Origin of the sequence: Stenotrophomonas sp. NPDC077461 (assembly GCF_049545475.1) — a bacterium.
Classification (GTDB): Bacteria; Pseudomonadota; Gammaproteobacteria; order Xanthomonadales; family Xanthomonadaceae; genus Stenotrophomonas; species Stenotrophomonas nematodicola.
This window is the reverse complement of the sequence record NZ_JBMWDO010000005.1, coordinates 139,698-155,608: the sequence shown is the minus strand read 5'-3', so window position 1 is coordinate 155,608 and position 15,911 is coordinate 139,698. Positions and strand designations below refer to the sequence as shown.

Genomic DNA, 15,911 nt, shown 5'->3' with positions numbered 1-15,911 from the left:
CTGCAATGACGCAATAATGAGGCGCCCCCGCGCCACGAGTCCGCATGTCCGTCCGAGAATCCCGCCTCAGCCGCCTCTGGGCCCATGAGAAAGCCAGCTATGGGCTGCGGGTATTCATCGCGCTGTCGGCGGCGATGGGGCTGTGCTGGTCTCTGGACCAGCTGCCCGCGCTGCCCGGCGTGTTCCTGGGCATCATCGCCAGCGCCATTGCCGAAACCGACGACAACTGGTGGGGCCGCACCAAATCGGTCGCGCTCTCGCTGCTCTGCTTCGTCATCGCCGCCGCTGCGGTGGTGGAACTGTTCCCGTGGCCGTGGCTGTTCATCACTGCCCTGGCCATCTCCACCTTCGGGCTGACCCTGCTCGGCGCACTGGGGGAGCGCTACGCCTCCATCGCGCAGGCCACCGTCACCCTGGCCATCTACACCATGATCGGCCTGGAACAGCATGGCGCCAGCGACCGTGCCCAGGCCATCGCCGCCGTCAGCCACCTGCTCGCCGGTGCCCTCTGGTATGGCCTGCTGTCCATCCTGTGGACCGCCCTGTTCGCCAACCGTCCGGTGCGCGAACGCCTGGCCCGCCTGTTCGTCGAACTCGGCCGCTACCTGCAGCTCAAGGCCGACCTGTTCGAACCCGTGCGCGATGCCGACCTGCAGCAGCGCCAGCTTGCCTTGGCCGAACAGAACCGGCGCGTGGTCGAAGCGCTGAACATCGCCAAGGTCGCCATCCTTGCGCGGTTTGGCCGCTCCGGCCGGCCCGGCGTGCAGTCGGGACTGTACCTGCGCCTGTACTACATGGCGCAGGATTTCCACGAGCGCGCCAGCTCCTCCCACTACCCCTATGGCGCGCTCACCGACGCCTTCTTCCACAGCGATGTCCTGTACCGCTGCCAGCGCCTGCTGGCGCTGCAGGGCGAAGCCTGCGCCCAGCTTGGCCAGGCCATCCGCATGCGCCGCCCGTTCGAGTATGGCGAGCGGACCCGCCAGGCCAATGCCGACCTCACCGATTCGCTTGCCTGGCTGCGGGCGCAGCACAACCCTCAGTGGCAGCGCCTGCTGTCCTCGCTGGACCTGCTTGGCCACAACCTGCAGAGCATCGAGCGCCGGCTGTCGGAAGCAGCGCAGTCCGAATCCACGCTGGACAACGTCGACACCCGCCTGCGCGACACCAACCCGCATACGTTGCGCGAAATGCTCGTGCGCATCCGCCAGCAGCTCACGCCGGGGTCGGTGCTGTTCCGTCACGGCCTGCGCATGGCCCTGGCGCTGGTGGTGGGCTTTGCCGCCATCCGCCTGTTCAACGCGCAGAACGGCTCGTGGGTGCTGCTCACCATCGTGTTCGTGTGCCGCCCGCATTTCGGCGCGACCCGCCAGCGGCTGGCCCAGCGTATCGCCGGCACACTGATCGGGCTGGTGCTGACCTGGGCGCTGATGCAGCTTTTCCAGGACCTGCGCATCGAACTGCTGATCGCCCTGCTGTCGGCGCTGCTGTTCTTCTTTACCCGCAGCGATCGCTACCTGGTGGCCTCGGCGGCGATCACCGTCATGGCCCTGACCTGCTTCAACCTGATTGGCGACGGCTTCCTGCTGATCTGGCCGCGCCTGGTGGATACCCTGATCGGCTGCGGCATTGCCGCGGCGGCCGCGTTCCTGATCCTGCCCGACTGGCAGGGCCGGCGCCTCAACGAAGTGATGGCGCGGGTGCTGTCCAACTGCGCACGCTACCTGCATGCCGTGCTCGGCCAGTACGGCAGTGGCATGCAGGACGACCTGGCGTACCGGATCGCACGGCGTGACATGCACAACGCCGATGCCGCCCTGTCCACCGCGCTGTCGAACATGCTGCGCGAGCCCGGCCACGTCCGCCGCAACCTGGATGCGGGTTTCCGCTTCCTGGCGCTGTCCAACACCCTGCTCGGCCATCTCTCGGCGCTGGGCGCGCACCGCGCGCAGTTGGACAGCTACGGGCAGGACCCGCTGGCCCTGGCCGGCGGCGAGCGCGTGGAGCAGGCCATGCAGCAGATCGCTGCCGCGCTCGAGCAGCGCCAGCCGGTGGCCGAGAACGACAACGACGGCGACCGCGCCCTGGCCGAACAGCTGGAGCAGATCGGCGAGGAGATGCCGCCCAAGCTGCAGCTCATCCGCACCCAGATGGGATTGATGCTGCGCCTGCTCCCCAAGCTGCGTGGCGCCGCCAACGAGGCCGAACGCACGCTGCGCTGAGCGCGGCGGCGGCACATGGACCGGCGCCGTGCCGATGTCATGGCTGCGCCGTGGAATGGTAGTCTGCCGGTTCGCAAGGAGTCCCCATGTCCGGCCATAGCCAGTTCGCCCTGCTCCGGCAGCGTCGTTTCCTGCCGTTCTTCATCGTCCAGTCGCTGGGCGCATTCAACGACAACGTGTACCGGCAGGCCATCATCGGCCTGTTGTTCTACCTCGGCGTCAGCCAGGCCGAACAGTCGCTGTACACCACGCTGGCGCCGGCCATCTTCATCCTGCCCTACTTCCTGTTCTCGGCGCTGGCCGGCCAGATCGCGGAAAAGCTGGAGAAGTCGCGCCTGATCGTGATCACCACCACGATGGAGATCGCGATCATGTCGCTGGCGGCGGTCGGGTTCCTGACCCAGAGCATGCCGGTGCTGCTGGTGGCGCTGTTCTGCACCGGCCTGCAGTCCACGCTGTTCGGGCCGGTGAAGTACTCGGTGCTGCCGTCCGTGCTCAGGCCCGAGGAGCTCACCGGTGGCAACGGGCTGGTCGAGATGGGCACCTCGATGTCGATCCTGACCGGCATGATCAGCGGCGGCATCATCTTCACCCTGGCCGGCAGCTACGGGCCGGTAGTGGCGGCCACCGCGGTGATCGCGCTGGCGGTGGCAGGAAACGTCACCGCACGGATGATCCCCAAGGTCGATGCCGGCGCTCCCGACCTCAGGATCAACTGGAACCCACTGCCCGAATCACTGGCCGTGCTGCGTCTGGCCAGGAAGCAGAAGGCCGTGCGCAACGCCATTCTCGGGGTGTCGTGGTTCTGGTTCGTGGGCACCATGCTCACTTCGCAACTGCCCACCTACGCGGTGGTCAACCTGGGCGGCGAGCCGACCCTGTACATCTTCGCGCTGGCACTGTTCTCGGTGGGCACCGGCGCAGGCTCGCTGCTGTGCGAGAAGCTGTCCGGCCGCACAGTGGAGATCGGCCTGGTGCCGCTCGGCGCGTTCGGCATGACCGCTTTCATGCTCGACCTGTACTTCGCCCGTGCCGGCACCGCCACGGCGGCGGGCCTCGGGGTGGCCGAGTTCGCCGCGCAACCGGGCAGTGTGCGCATCATCATCGACCTGATCGGCATCGGCCTGTTCACCGGTTTCTTTGTGGTGCCGCTATTCGCCCTGATCCAGAGCCGCACGCCGAAGTCGGAGATGTCGCGCGTGTTCGCGGCGCTGAACATCCAGAACTCCGGGTTCATCGTGGCGGCGGCGATGATCGCGCTGGTCACGCAGAAGTTCCTGCACTGGACCATTCCGCAACTGTTCCTGGCCCTGGCAATCGCCAATGCCGTGGTGGCGATCTACATCTTCACCATCGTCCCCGAATTCCTGATGCGCTTCCTCAGCTGGGTCATGGTGCGCACCCTGTACCGGCTGCGCCTGCACGGCATCGAGGCCAACGTCCCCGACGACGGCGCGGCACTGATCGTGTGCAACCACGTCAGCTACATGGACGCGCTGATCCTCTCGGCGACGATTCCGCGTCCGGTGCGTTTCGTCATGTACTACAGGATCTTCAACATTCCGGTCATGCGCTGGATCTTCCGGACCGCCAAAGCGATTCCGATTGCCGGCGCCCGCGAAGATCCCGCGCTGATGCAGGCGGCCTTCGACGAGGTGGACAACGCGCTGGCCGGGGGCGAGCTGGTCTGCATCTTCCCCGAAGGGGCGCTGACCCGGGACGGGGAGATGGCCGCGTTCAAATCCGGCGTCGAGAAGATCCTCGAACGGCGCCCGGTGCCGGTGGTGCCGATGGCGTTGCGGGGCATGTGGGCCAGCATGTGGAGCCGTCGCGACACGCGGCTGGGCCGGATGCGGGTGCCGCGCCGGTTCCGCGCCCATGTCGAGGTCGTTGCCGGCCCCCCGGTAGACGGCGCCAGCGCCAGCGCCGAACAGCTGGAAGCGCAGGTGCGTGTCCTGCGCGCCAACCAGGGCTGACGACCGGCCGCCGGGACGTGCGCAACGCGCCCGGATCGCGACGCAAATGCCGGCAAAATCCGCGAGCGTGCCGTCTGCGGCACGGCCCCGGTCGACGTGCCGCGCATCGGCGTCGCTGTAAACGCATACATCGCGTCGCAACATCGGGTAGATTACCCCCCTATAGGGGGTGTCCGGACGGCATTTGGTGATGTTGCCGGACTACCAAAGGAATGGAGTAGCACTTGAACCACCCGCCACCACTGACCCCACCGGCCGTCGTGGTCCCCAACTATCTGGTCTGGGCGATCCTGACGACGCTGTTCTGCTGCCTGCCGTTGGGTGTGGTGTCGATCGTGTACGCCTCACAGGTGGACGGCCGTCGTGCGGTCGGCGATCTGGAAGGCGCCTACGACGCATCCCGCAAGGCGGGGTGGTGGGCATTGGCGTCCGCACTTGTCGCGCCGGTACTGCTGTTGTTGTGGTTCGGGCTGTTCGGCGGCATGGCCGCGCTGGGCGCTCTTTCCGACCTGTGATCCACCCTCGCTCAACCCACCCAAGAAAAATGGAGTTTCACCCATGAATGCCACCTCACCCCAAGTACCCAACAACCTCGTCTGGGCCATCCTGACCACGCTGTTCTGCTGCCTGCCGGCCGGCATTGTGTCGATCGTGTATGCCGCCCAGGTCAACGGCAAACTGGCCGCTGGCGACATCGCCGGTGCCCGTGAATCGTCGGACAAGGCCAAGAAGTGGGCCATGTGGTCGGCCATCATCGCCGTCGTCGGCATGGTGCTGTACTTCGGCTTCATCATGGCGATGGGCGGCCTGGGCGCGCTGAGCGGCTCGAGCTACTGATCGTGGTCGCAACGGCCCGGTTCCGTGCACCGCAGGGTGCCCGGACCGGGCCGTTCGTCTTTGCAGGATGCCGTTTCCGATGTCCCCATCCCTTTCCCGGTCCCGCCTGACCCGCTGGGCGCCGCTGGCGATCTCCGCCAGCCTGGCCACCGGTGCGGCCGTCGTGCTGCGCCACGTCAGCCCGTACGCGAGCAACAGCCCGCTGCCCGGTTGCCCGCTGTACGCGTTGACCGGCCTGTACTGCCCGGGCTGCGGCAGTACCCGCTGCCTCTATTCGCTGGTGCACCTGGATTGGCAGGGCGCGATGGCAATGAATCCCCTGCTGGTGATTTCGCTGCCGTTCCTGCTGCTGATGCTGCTCAACGGTGCCGGTGTGCGCATGCGTGCGCTGGACCCGCTGATGCGCGTCCTCGCCAGCCCGATGTTCTGGCTGGTGCTGCTGATCGGCTATGCCGTGCTGCGCAACCTGCCGTGGGCACCGTTCACCGCGCTTGCGCCGATCAGCTAGCCGGGCAGAGCCCGGCGCTACGGTGGGTACGGCTCATGTCACCCAGCCGGCCATCACCAGCAGCGCCAGCACCACCATCCACAGCAGCAGCATCCGCCACACCAGGCTCATCGCATCGCGCAGCTCCGGCAGGCGGCGCCACACCGGCACCATGCCCGCATCGCTGTAGTCATGCGCATCCTCGCGCAGCTCGGCACTGACGCTGGCGCGCGCCACCGCTCCGAGGAACACGGTGGACAGCGTCCATTGATGGCCGTGCGCGCTGCGCCAGGCCTTGAAGGCGGTATCGAAGTTGCCGACCAGCGCCATCGACAGCGACATCAGCTGCGCCACCGGCCATTCCAGCCACGACAGCGCCACGCGCGCGCCGGCCACGCTCTCGGCACTGGCCAGCGACCGCATCGGCCCCACCGCGATCAGGGCCAGCAGGCGATACAGCAGTGGCCCGACCGGCCCCAGCAGCAGGAACCAGAACAGCACCGCGAACCAGCGCCGCAGCGCGTTCACCACGGTCGCTTCGACCAGCGAAGACACATCCTCCTGCAGGCTGCCTCCGGCGGCCTGCAACTGCGCGATCGCCGCATGGCGGGTGTGCGCATCGTCTGCGTCGATCACCGCTTCCACGTCCCGGTCCAGGTCACGCGGGCCCCAGCACACCACCAGGACCAGCACCCCCAACAGCAGCGAGGGCAGGCCGAACAGGCGGTCGTGCAGCAGCCACTGCAGCAGCCCCAACGCCAGCACGAACGGCAGCAGCGCGACGATGGCGCCGTAGCGGCCACGCCAGACGCCGCCGTCGGCGGCATGCGCATCCAGCCATTGCAGCCAGCGCCGGAACAGGCCGAACCGGCGCAGCGCAACCGCCGCCGAAGGCGCGACGTGGCCCAGCGCCAACGCAACCAGCACGGCTACCAGGGTGGTGAACATGTAAGCCTCCGGCTCGGGTTCTGGAACGCGCCGCTACTATGCCCTGCGCCCGGGGAATTCCCCGGGCCGTTGGTAATGTACGCCGGCACGTGTTCAGCCAGCGGCAACGCCCGGCGGGATCAGGCCACCTGCTGCCGGTACCAGTGCTCGATCAGACTGCGCGAAATGGAAATCGGCGGCGACAGGCGGATGCCCTCGCCATCGTCGTGCACGTCGCGCGCCAGGGCCGCCCCCACTTCCTCGGCCGTGAACCAGCGCGCGTCCTCCAGCTCGCCGTCCACGGTCGGTACGTCGTCCTCGGCGGTTGCGCTGAAGCCCAGCATCAAGGCGCCGGGGAACGGCCACGGCTGGGTGCCCAGGTAACGGCAGTCGCGCACGCGCACGCGGCTTTCCTCGAACACTTCGCGCACCACCGTCTGCTCCAGCGACTCGCCCGGCTCGACGAAGCCGGCCAGCACCGAATAGCGGCGCGGCGCCCAGTTGGCCTGCCGGCCCAACAGCAGGCGGCCCTGGTTTTCCACCGCCACGATCACCGCCGGGTCCACCCGCGGGTAATGCTCAGTGCTGCATTGGCCGCAACGGCCGATGAAGCCGCTGCGCGAGAAGGTGATGCCGCCGCCGCACACGCCGCAGAAGCGCGTGCGCGACTGCCAATAGGACATGCCGCGGGCATAGCAGAACGCGCTGGCATCGGCGGCCGACCAGGTCACGGCCGACTGGCGCAGGTCCACGCGCTGCGGCGCGGTGACATCCACCGCCGCCGCTTCCATCGAGAACCAGGCCTGTTGCCCGCGCAGGCCGAGGAAGATCGCCGTGCCGGGGCCACCACCGACCTGCGCACCGGTCAGCGCGAGGGGTTGGCCGTCATCGCCGGCCAGCGCGGTGCCGTCCTGGTCGAGCACGAGAATGCGCGCGTCCGGCCACAGCCGCGACAACGCATCGGCGTCATCGCGCAGCGGATCGGCGCGCTCCAACGGTTCGCTCACAAAGGCGAAACCGGAAAGCTGCGAAGGAAGTCTGGACATCCGAAGAGCCTGCCCACATTCGCCGATACTGGCAAGCGGCATCGGCACCCGGGCGCGGATTACATGCTGAAGCTGCTGCCGCACCCGCAGGTGGTTTTCGCGTTCGGATTGCGGATAACGAACTGCGCACCGGTGAGGCTTTCGGTGTAGTCCACCTCGGCGCCCATCAGATACTGCAGGCTCAACGGATCCACCAGCAGCGTAACGCCGTTGGTCTGCACGGCCAGATCGTCGTCGGCGCGGTTCTCGTCGAACTCGAACCCGTACTGGAACCCGGAACAGCCGCCGCCCTGGATGTACACCCGCAGGGCCAACGATGCGTTGTCCTCGTCCTGGATGAGTTCCTTGACCTTGGCCGCGGCGGCTTCGGTGAAGTTCATCGGACGGTCCAGCGACTGGTAGTTCGGCGCGGCGGCGGGGGCGCCGGGCAGGGAAACAAGCGTGCTCATGCCACCAGCATGGGGGTGCATGAGCACGGTTTCAAGCGCAGGCCCTTCAGGCCATCGCCTCGGCCAGCTTCCTGCGGGCGCTGCCGTCCTTGCCGTTGCCGGCCGGGGCCTCGTCGGCCGGGGGCGGCAGGGCCATCTGCGGCGCGCTGGCGTGGATCAGGCGGCCGGTCAGCTGCGCGCCGGCGTTCATTTCCACCACCTGATAGTGGATGTTGCCGGTGACCCGGGCGGTCGGGGTCAGCTCGACCCGCTCGGTGGCATGCACATCGCCGTCCAGGCGGCCGCTGATGACCACCACCTGGGCGCGGATCTCGCCCTCGATCGTGCCGTGCTCGGCCACGGTCAGGGTGGCGTTGGCCGCGCCGTCCTGGGCGATCACCTTGCCCAGGATGGTGCCTTCCACATACAGGCCACCGCTGAACTCGACGTCACCGCGGATCACCACCTGGGCGCCGATCAGGGCGTCCACCACCAGATGACCATCGCGGTTGGATTTGTTGCTTCCGAACATGAATGCTTACTCCCCTTTCGCCGGCGTCCCCGCCTGCTTCCAATCGAATACCTGGGTAACGCCCCCCGCGCTGCCCAGCGTGACCCGCACACGTTGCGGGGTGAAGTCCTTCGGCAGGATCACACTGCCGGTGAGCTGCTGGAAGTACCGGAAGGAATAGTCCTGGCCCGGCACCTTGGTGCGCTGGTGCAGCTCGTCCCAGCTGACCGTGGTCAGCTTTCCGCCCTTCACGCCTTCCACCGAGAACCGCATCTGGCCCTGGCTGATGGCGCCCCGGTTGAGGTTCTGGGTCAGCACCACGGCGTACTGCCAGGTGCCGCCGGCTTCCGGGGAGAATTCAATGGAGTGGGTGTTCAGGCCCTTGCGCTGGCTGGTGGCGCCCACCAGGCGCTCGTAGAACGCCACATCGGCGCGCAGGCCGGCAATCTCTTCGTCGCGCTCGGCCAGCGAGGCCTGTACTTCGGTGTTGGCCGCGCGGCTGATGCGGTCGGACGCCTGCAGCGTGGCCTGCCGCTGCTGCAGCTCCACCACCTGCTTCTGCAGCGTCTCGGCTCGCGCCTCGGCGGCATCGAGCTGGCGACCGGGATCGCCATGCGGCGCGCCCAGCCAGCGGCCGGCCAGCACGGCCAGGACCAGGCTGAGCAGCCAGATGCCGCCCAGCACCAGCAGGCGCTTGCGGTCCTGCACGGGCGGACGGCCCGGCAGTCGGATCTGGATACGGGAAGGTGTGCGGTTGTTCATGGCTGTTTCCGCTGCGCCGCCTGTCCGGCGACACCGCCACGGCCCCTGTTGGAACGATCGACGGGCTAGTGTAAGTCAGGACGCTGCCAATTCCCCCACCCGGCGGGACAGGGGGCGGTGGCGTTCATCGTCGTCATCCCCGATAGTGTGGCCCTGTGCACATTTCGCAGCGGGAGCACGTGCCGTGACCGACGCCCATCTGTTTGTGATCGGCATCCTGCTGGCCTGGCTGGCCGGCATCCGGGTGTACCTGACCGTGTTCGGCGTCGGCCTGGCCGGGCTGCTCGGGTGGGTGGAACTGCCCCCCGCGCTGCAGGCCACCGAGTCGTACTGGGTGCTGGGGACCTCGGCGACCCTGGCCATCGCCGAGTTCTTCGCCGACAAGATTCCCGGGGTGGATTCGGCCTGGGACCTGGTCCAGACCCTGGCCAGGGTGCCGGCGGGCGCCTTCCTGGCCGCCGCGACGCTCTCGCCCAACGGTGAGCTGAGCGGCACCGCCCTGGCCGCCGGTGCCGGGGTCGCGCTGGCCAGCCACGGCCTGAAGGCCGGCACCCGCGCCCTGCTGAACACCTCGCCCGAGCCGGCCAGCAACTGGATCGCCTCGGCGGCAGAAGACACCGTGGTGGTGGGCGGCCTTGCACTGGCCCTGGCGCATCCGTGGCTGGCGCTGATCGTGGTGATCGCCTGCAGTCTGATCGGGGCGCTGATCGTGTGGTGGGTGTGGCGCGCCCTGTGGCGTGGCATGCGCTGGCTGCTCGGTCAGCCCGCCGACAAAACGGGCAGCAGCGCACATCCCGGCGTTTTGCCCCCGGGGCCAGGTGGCTGACGGCCAGGGCGACGCGCAACCAACGCGATGGTTCGTCGCATAATTGCGACGCACACTGGGAGTACCGATGGCCGTCAACGACAACGCTGCATCCGCCCGCGCCACGCGCGCCGAAACCCCGCCCGCCGATCACTGGCAGCGCTGGGTCGATGCGCCGGGCGCTTCGGCACCCCCACCGTTGCCCAGCAACGTGGTGCCGTTGATGCCTGCCGGCGGGCCGGGCGCAGCGACGCCGCCGCTGCACCCGGTCGAACCCGACGCACTGCCGCTGGCCGCCGAGGCTCCCTACCGCGTGCTGATTGTCGAGGACGACCGTTCGCAGGCGCTGTTCGCGCAGAGCGTGCTGCATGGCGCGGGCATGGAAGCACTGGTCCACGCCGATGCGGAAGGCGTGCAGCAGGCCATCGCCGAACACCGCCCCGACCTGATCCTGATGGACCTCCACCTGCCCGGCCTGGACGGCATGCGCCTGACCGCGCTGATCCGCCAGCAGCCTGGCCAGCAGCTGCTGCCGATCGTCTTCCTCAGTGGCGATCCCGACCCGGAGCGCCAGTTCGAGGTGCTGGACAGCGGCGCCGACGATTTCCTCAGCAAGCCGATCCGGCCACGTCATCTGATCGCGGCGGTATCCAACCGCATCCGCCGCGCGAGGGCACAGGCCGCCACGCTGCCGGGTGCGCACGGCGCGCCGGCCATGAACAACCCCGAGACCGGCCTGCCCACGCGCCACCACGTGATGCAGCAGTTGGCGGCGTCGCTGTCGCACCGCGACCGTGGCGGCCTGTACTTCATTGAAATCGCCAGCGCGCTGGGCCTGCGCGAGCGCTATGGCTATGCCGCGTTCGAGCGCCTGATGGTGCAGGCCGGACAACGCCTGGCCGATGCCGCCCAACCGCACCTGCTGGCACGCCTGAACGACAACAGCTTCCTGGTCCTCGCACGCGGCATCGATGAAGACGATCTGGACAGCCTGGCCCACGCGTTGCGCGAGCAGTTGTCGGCCCGCGCGTTCGTGATCCGCGACGACGAGTCGGTGCACCTGCGCGGCGTGGTCGGCCACGCCCAGCTCTCGCCCGGTTTCGCCGATGCGGGCAGCGCACTGGAAGCGGTCGAGCGCACCACGCTGCAGGCCCGCCTGCTCAGCGCCGGCATCGCCGCCTACGTGCGTCGCGAGGACGTTGCCGCACAGGAGCACCTTGCCCTGCTCGAGGGCCAGCTGGAACTGGCCTACCAGCCGATCGTGGCCGTGGCCGGGGGCAACACCGCGCAGTACCAGGTGCTGCTGCGCCTGCGCCAGGCCGACGGCACCGTTCTGGCCGCCGGCCAGGTGATCCCGGCGGCCGAAGCGGCCGGGCGCATCGCCGACCTCGACCAGCAGGTGCTCGACCATGCGCTGGGCCTGCTCGATCTGTACCGCCATGCCACCCAGCCGCTGCACCTGTTCGTGTCGCAGTCGCTGCGTACGCTGGCGCGCGACGCCTTCGCCGACTGGCTGCTCGAATCGCTGGCGCAGCGCCAGCTCCCGGGCCATGCGGTGGTGATCGATGTGCGCCTGCCCGATGCCCTGATCCACACCGTCACCCTGCAGCAGTTCTGCCTGCGCCTGAGCGCGGCCGGCGTGCGCTTCTGCCTGAGCCAGTTCGAGCCTGGCAGCGAGGCCAATGCGCTGCTTACCCAGCTGCCGATCGCGTTCGTGCGCATGGCCGCGCGCTTCTCCAGCAGCCACGCCAACCAGACGACCCGTGACGAACTGCGGGCGGCGATCGAGATGGCGCACCGTGCCGGCCTGCAGATCATCGGCCAGCAGATCGAAGACCCGCAGGCCGCCGCTGCGATGTGGATGGGCGGCGTGGACTTCATCCAGGGCAACATGGTGCAGTCGGCGGGCAGCGACCTGAACTTCGACTTCCACAACGCGGCGTTGTGATCATGGCGCCCCACGGACGGGCAACGCCATTGCAGGTGCCGGTGGCCCTGTGGATCGCCGCGATGTCCGCGGCCCTGTCGGCCACCGCCAGTGCGATGACCGTGGCCGGTGCCAACGGCCCGTGGGCCGCCATCGCAGCCGCCACCGCCGCGCTGACGCTGGGTGCGGCCATCGTCGGCGTCCATCGCTGGCGCGATGCGCAGGACCGCCTTGCCCGGTTGCAGCGCCAGAGCGACGCACTGGGCGAGGAGCGCGACCGTATCCAGCAGCGGATGCAGCAGCAGGAGCTGCTGGAGCAGGAGCTGCTCGCCGCCAAACAGGCCGCCGAAGCCGCCGCCCTGGCCAAGGGCGAGTTCCTGGCCACGATGAGCCATGAGATCCGCACCCCGCTCAACGGCATTCTGCCGATGCTGGACCTGATCGCGCGTGGCCAGCTCGGCAGCGACCAGCGGCAGATGCTGCAGACCGCCACGGCCAGCTCACAGCAGCTGCTGCGCATCGTCGACGACATCCTCGATTACTCCCGGCTGGAGGCCAACGGCCTGGACCTGGAGATCACCACCTTCAACCTGCGCGAGCTGCTGGACGGGCTGGTGCAGCTGATGCAGCGCGCGGCCGAGCCCAAAGGCCTGCGCGTCTCGCTGGAGCTGGACCCGGCAGTGCGCCTGTCGGTACGCGGCGATCCGGTGCGGCTGCGGCAGGTGCTGAGCAATCTGCTGGTCAACGCCATCAAGTTCACCGAGCGCGGCCAGATCCGGCTGCGCGTCCTGCGGCAGGGCGAAACCAACGCCCAGCACCAGTTGCGCTTCGAGGTCGTGGACAGCGGCATCGGCATCGACGAAGCCCTGCAGGCGCGCCTGTTCCAGTCCTTCAGCCAGGCCGATGCCTCCACCACCCGTCTGTACGGCGGCACCGGATTGGGGCTGGCGATCTGCAAGCGCATCATCGACCTGATGCACGGCCGCATCGGGGTCAGCTCGACGCCCGGGCGCGGCGCCACGTTCTGGTGCGAGATTCCCCTGCTCAAGGTGCTGGGCGACCTGCCCGCCGCAGGCATCACCGTCACCCGTGCCCTGCTGGTCGGTCGCGACCCGCTGCAGCGCCAGCGGCTGGAGCGCGTGCTCGAGCACCACGACATCCGCCTGCACGCGATGGAATCAGCCGCCGATGCAGTGGACGCATTGCGCGCGCCGCAGCGCCCAGGCATCGACCCGACCCTCACATGGGTAATCGCCGATCTCGACGCGGTGCGCCACAGTGCGGCGGCGCTGCATCGCGAAGTGGTCCACGGTGTGCGTACGCCCCCCGTAAAGCTGCTGTGGTTGCACGGTCAGGAGCCACCCGGCGCCGCGTTGATGGCTCAGGCGCACGCCCTGCCACGTGAGGCCGCCGACACCGCCCTGCATGCGCTGCTGCGCCCCCAGGCCGCCTCGGCACGCCCGGCGCCGCTGCTGGCCGATGCCGCGCCGGCCCCGGCCACGCCCAGCGAGTCGCCGCTCGGCCTGCGCGTGCTGCTGGTGGAGGACAACACGGTCAACCTGCTGGTCGCGCAGCGATTGTTGCAGGTGCTGGGCTGCGAGGTCAGCACCGCCCAGGACGGCGAACAGGCGCTGCGCCACCTGCACGCGCATGCCGTGGATATCGTGCTGATGGATTGCCAGATGCCGGTGTTGGACGGGTACACCGCAACCCGGCGCTGGCGCGAACATGAAGCCGGCAGCCATGCCGCGCGCCTGCCGATCGTGGCGATGACCGCCAACGCGATGGCCGGCGACCGCGAGCGCTGCCTGCAGGCCGGGATGGATGACTATCTCTCCAAGCCCATCCAGCGCGAGTCATTGCAGGCCTGCCTGCTGCGCTGGCACGCGCCGCGTGCATCGCTCGGGGACGCCGTCGTCGCTATCGCGCCGCCGGCCGACGTACCCCAGGCCTGGGAAGATGACGCGGCGCTGTTGTCGGCCATCGCGGCCGATCCGGCCGAAGAGTCCGCCGCCCTGCCCGTCCTTGATGCCCAGGTGCTGGATGAGTTGCTGGAGGTGATCGGCGCCGGCACCGCGCAGATCATCGGCGTCTTCCTCGACGATACGCCGCCACTGATCCGCCAGTTGCAGGAAGCCTCGGTGGCAGCCGACCTGCCCGAACTGCGCGCGCTCGCGCACAGCCTCAAGTCGGCCAGCGCCAATGTGGGTGCACTGGCGCTGTCGGCGGCCGCGCGCCGGATCGAACACGACGCACGCGCCGGCACGCTGGAGCGCCCGGCCGTGGCCGTGGCGCTGCTCATCGCGGAATTCGCCCGCGCCCGCATCGCGCTGGGCGGGTATCTGGCCCGCCTGCACGCTCCCCAGGGTCACTGAGGCGCGTGCCGCCGGCAGCTCAGTCCTCGATCTTGGTCAGCAGGTAGTTCGGCTCACCAATACGGTCGATCAGATCCAGCTGGGTTTCCAGCCAGTCGATGTGCTCTTCCTCGGATTCGAGGATCTTCACGAACAGTTGGCGGCTCACGTAGTCGGCGATCGAGTCGGCATACGCCACCGCCTCGCGCAGCGTGACCACGCCATCGCGCTCCAGCGCCAGGTCGCACTGCAGGATCTCGCGCGGGTTCTCGCCAATGCGCAGCTTGCCCAGCGCCTGGAAGTTCGGCAGCCCTTCGAGGAAGAGGATGCGGTCGGACAGGATGTCCGCGTGCTTCATCTCTTCGATCGATTCCTTGTACTCGTGGTCGGCCAGCTCCTTCAGGCCCCAGTTCTTCAGCATCTTGGCGTGCAGAAAGTACTGGTTGATCGCGGTCAGCTCGTTGTAGAGGACCTTGTTGAGGAATTCGATGACCTTGGCGTCGCCCTTCATGAGCGTGCTCCTGCTACGTGGAAACGCGCGCACTGTAGCGCTTCGCGGCGACTCATGAAGGAACGCGAATCAACCCCACTTGCGCGGGCGTGTGTGCTGCGTGGAGAAGGTGCGTGAGGAGCCAGGCCTCGGCCTGGCGGACGCGGTCAGGCGACCTGCGCCAGACCCAGTACCGGCAGCGGCAGGTCGTGGGTGGCCCGGGCCTTGGCCAGCAGGTCCGCCGCCATGTCCAGGCAGGAACCGCAGGTGGCGCCGCAGCCAGTGCGCATGGTCAGTTCGGACACGCTGGCGACACCGCTATGGGCGGCTTCGCGGATCTGGTGGTCGGTTACCCCATTGCAGATGCAGACGTACACGTGCGGACTCGGCAGGCAGGCCGGGATGGCCTGCCGCCATTCCAATCGAAACGAGAATGGTTGTCAATTTCGAAGCTGAATCATTCTCGATACGGTTCAGTGTACCGGGTCAGGCCCCGGGCTCGCCCTTGGCCTTGCGCGGCCAGTAGCCCCGCTTCGGCAACCGCTTGCGGGGCCGGTCATGGCCCGCCGCATTGCCCGGCATCCAGGCCTCCTGTGCGGTCTTGGGCATCGATTCCACCCCGGTCCCTGCCACTCCCCGCGCGAGGGGCGCCAGGTGCCGCAGCGCGCGCGCATAGACGCCCCGCTTGAACATCACCACGTGCTCGACCGGGTACCAGAAATCCACCCACCGCCACTGATCGAACTCGGGGCTGTCGGTGTGGTCCAGCTTCACATGGGATTCGTCGCCGGCCAGGCGCAGCAGGAACCAGACCTGCTTCTGGCCGATGCAGACCTGACGTTCATTGCGGCGGATGGCCCGTGCCGGCAACCGATAGCGAAGCCACCCTGGCGTGGCACCAAGCACTTCGACGTGCTCGGGCAACAACCCGGTTTCTTCCTGCAACTCGCGATACATGGCTTCCACCGGCGTCTCATCGGTATTCATGCCGCCCTGCGGGAACTGCCAGCCATCCCGGCGCACACGTCGTGCCCAGAACACCTGCCCGTCCTGCCGCATCAGCACGATGCCGACGTTCGGTCGATAGCCGTCCGGATCGATCACGATGCGGACTCCTAGAAAAATCTACTGGCCGGGAC

The 15,911-nt window shown here is 68.4% G+C and carries 16 protein-coding genes; 8 read left to right on the top strand and 8 right to left on the bottom strand.

Annotated features, from left to right (window positions below; translation table 11 throughout):
* Positions 1–44 precede the first annotated feature (44 nt).
* From yccS to ACPEH8_RS11000, 5 genes are all read left to right on the top strand, one after another.
* The gene (gene yccS, locus ACPEH8_RS11020; RefSeq protein WP_017354565.1) at positions 45–2,222 is read left to right on the top strand and encodes a YccS family putative transporter; all 2,178 of its coding nucleotides are present in this window, start codon (positions 45–47) and stop codon (positions 2,220–2,222) included.
* 86 nt (positions 2,223–2,308) lie between these two features.
* Positions 2,309–4,198 carry an MFS transporter gene (locus tag ACPEH8_RS11015; RefSeq protein WP_017354564.1) on the top strand — a complete coding sequence of 630 codons (1,890 nt, stop codon included), beginning with the start codon at positions 2,309–2,311 and terminating at the stop codon, positions 4,196–4,198.
* A gap of 224 nt (positions 4,199–4,422) precedes the next feature.
* The gene (locus tag ACPEH8_RS11010) at positions 4,423–4,713 is read left to right on the top strand and encodes a CD225/dispanin family protein (protein WP_026070528.1); all 291 of its coding nucleotides are present in this window, start codon (positions 4,423–4,425) and stop codon (positions 4,711–4,713) included.
* Between the two features lie 43 nt (positions 4,714–4,756).
* A complete protein-coding gene (locus ACPEH8_RS11005; protein WP_017354562.1) occupies positions 4,757–5,035 on the top strand; it encodes a CD225/dispanin family protein in 279 nt (92 codons plus the stop codon).
* 79 nt (positions 5,036–5,114) lie between these two features.
* Complete coding sequence (locus tag ACPEH8_RS11000) at positions 5,115–5,543, top strand: DUF2752 domain-containing protein (protein ID WP_026070527.1); 429 nt, start codon at positions 5,115–5,117, stop codon at positions 5,541–5,543.
* A gap of 33 nt (positions 5,544–5,576) precedes the next feature.
* Here ACPEH8_RS11000 and ampE read toward each other — a convergent pair whose 3' ends face one another.
* The 5 genes from ampE to ACPEH8_RS10975 form a co-directional block, all read right to left on the bottom strand.
* Positions 5,577–6,470, bottom strand: a complete 894-nt coding sequence (ampE, locus tag ACPEH8_RS10995) for a regulatory signaling modulator protein AmpE (RefSeq protein WP_017354560.1) — start codon at positions 6,468–6,470, stop codon at positions 5,577–5,579.
* Positions 6,471–6,589: 119 nt separating this feature from the next.
* The gene (gene nudC / locus ACPEH8_RS10990) at positions 6,590–7,495 is read right to left on the bottom strand and encodes an NAD(+) diphosphatase (RefSeq protein WP_017354559.1); all 906 of its coding nucleotides are present in this window, start codon (positions 7,493–7,495) and stop codon (positions 6,590–6,592) included.
* Between the two features lie 59 nt (positions 7,496–7,554).
* Positions 7,555–7,944: an iron-sulfur cluster insertion protein ErpA gene (gene erpA, locus ACPEH8_RS10985; protein ID WP_017354558.1), complete on the bottom strand. Its 390-nt coding sequence runs from the start codon at positions 7,942–7,944 to the stop codon at positions 7,555–7,557.
* Between the two features lie 46 nt (positions 7,945–7,990).
* Positions 7,991–8,455: a bactofilin family protein gene (locus ACPEH8_RS10980; protein ID WP_017354557.1), complete on the bottom strand. Its 465-nt coding sequence runs from the start codon at positions 8,453–8,455 to the stop codon at positions 7,991–7,993.
* Positions 8,456–8,461: 6 nt separating this feature from the next.
* The gene (locus tag ACPEH8_RS10975) at positions 8,462–9,196 is read right to left on the bottom strand and encodes a DUF6776 family protein (protein ID WP_017354556.1); all 735 of its coding nucleotides are present in this window, start codon (positions 9,194–9,196) and stop codon (positions 8,462–8,464) included.
* Positions 9,197–9,380: 184 nt separating this feature from the next.
* Here ACPEH8_RS10975 and ACPEH8_RS10970 point away from each other — a divergent pair, with 184 nt between their 5' ends.
* From ACPEH8_RS10970 to ACPEH8_RS10960, 3 genes are all read left to right on the top strand, one after another.
* The gene (locus tag ACPEH8_RS10970) at positions 9,381–10,022 is read left to right on the top strand and encodes a DUF4126 domain-containing protein (RefSeq protein WP_017354555.1); all 642 of its coding nucleotides are present in this window, start codon (positions 9,381–9,383) and stop codon (positions 10,020–10,022) included.
* 67 nt (positions 10,023–10,089) lie between these two features.
* On the top strand, positions 10,090–11,949 hold the full coding sequence (locus tag ACPEH8_RS10965) for an EAL domain-containing protein (RefSeq protein WP_017354554.1): 1,860 nt from the start codon (positions 10,090–10,092) through the stop codon (positions 11,947–11,949).
* 53 nt (positions 11,950–12,002) lie between these two features.
* Positions 12,003–14,303, top strand: a complete 2,301-nt coding sequence (locus ACPEH8_RS10960) for an ATP-binding protein (RefSeq protein WP_423666848.1) — start codon at positions 12,003–12,005, stop codon at positions 14,301–14,303.
* Between the two features lie 19 nt (positions 14,304–14,322).
* Here the strand turns inward: ACPEH8_RS10960 and bfr are convergent, their stop codons facing one another.
* From bfr to ACPEH8_RS10945, 3 genes are all read right to left on the bottom strand, one after another.
* Positions 14,323–14,793: a bacterioferritin gene (gene bfr / locus ACPEH8_RS10955; RefSeq protein WP_017354552.1), complete on the bottom strand. Its 471-nt coding sequence runs from the start codon at positions 14,791–14,793 to the stop codon at positions 14,323–14,325.
* Positions 14,794–14,939: 146 nt separating this feature from the next.
* Positions 14,940–15,149 (bottom strand): (2Fe-2S)-binding protein, encoded by a 210-nt coding sequence (locus tag ACPEH8_RS10950; RefSeq protein WP_026070525.1) that lies wholly within the window; start codon positions 15,147–15,149, stop codon positions 14,940–14,942.
* Positions 15,150–15,258: 109 nt separating this feature from the next.
* Positions 15,259–15,876, bottom strand: coding sequence for an RNA pyrophosphohydrolase (locus ACPEH8_RS10945; RefSeq protein ID WP_017354550.1), 618 nt, complete (start codon positions 15,874–15,876; stop codon positions 15,259–15,261).
* Positions 15,877–15,911 lie beyond the last annotated feature (35 nt).

Coding starts and splice junctions, on each gene's coding strand:
- ACPEH8_RS10965 (WP_017354554.1), top strand. CDS start 10,090: ATGGCCGTCAACGACAACGCTGCATCCGCCCGCGCCACGCGCGCCGAA.
- ACPEH8_RS11015 (WP_017354564.1), top strand. CDS start 2,309: ATGTCCGGCCATAGCCAGTTCGCCCTGCTCCGGCAGCGTCGTTTCCTG.
- ACPEH8_RS10980 (WP_017354557.1), bottom strand. CDS start 8,455: ATGTTCGGAAGCAACAAATCCAACCGCGATGGTCATCTGGTGGTGGAC.
- bfr (WP_017354552.1), bottom strand. CDS start 14,793: ATGAAGGGCGACGCCAAGGTCATCGAATTCCTCAACAAGGTCCTCTAC.
- ACPEH8_RS10975 (WP_017354556.1), bottom strand. CDS start 9,196: ATGAACAACCGCACACCTTCCCGTATCCAGATCCGACTGCCGGGCCGT.
- ACPEH8_RS11000 (WP_026070527.1), top strand. CDS start 5,115: ATGTCCCCATCCCTTTCCCGGTCCCGCCTGACCCGCTGGGCGCCGCTG.
- erpA (WP_017354558.1), bottom strand. CDS start 7,944: ATGAGCACGCTTGTTTCCCTGCCCGGCGCCCCCGCCGCCGCGCCGAAC.
- ampE (WP_017354560.1), bottom strand. CDS start 6,470: ATGTTCACCACCCTGGTAGCCGTGCTGGTTGCGTTGGCGCTGGGCCAC.
- ACPEH8_RS11005 (WP_017354562.1), top strand. CDS start 4,757: ATGAATGCCACCTCACCCCAAGTACCCAACAACCTCGTCTGGGCCATC.
- yccS (WP_017354565.1), top strand. CDS start 45: ATGTCCGTCCGAGAATCCCGCCTCAGCCGCCTCTGGGCCCATGAGAAA.
- nudC (WP_017354559.1), bottom strand. CDS start 7,495: ATGTCCAGACTTCCTTCGCAGCTTTCCGGTTTCGCCTTTGTGAGCGAA.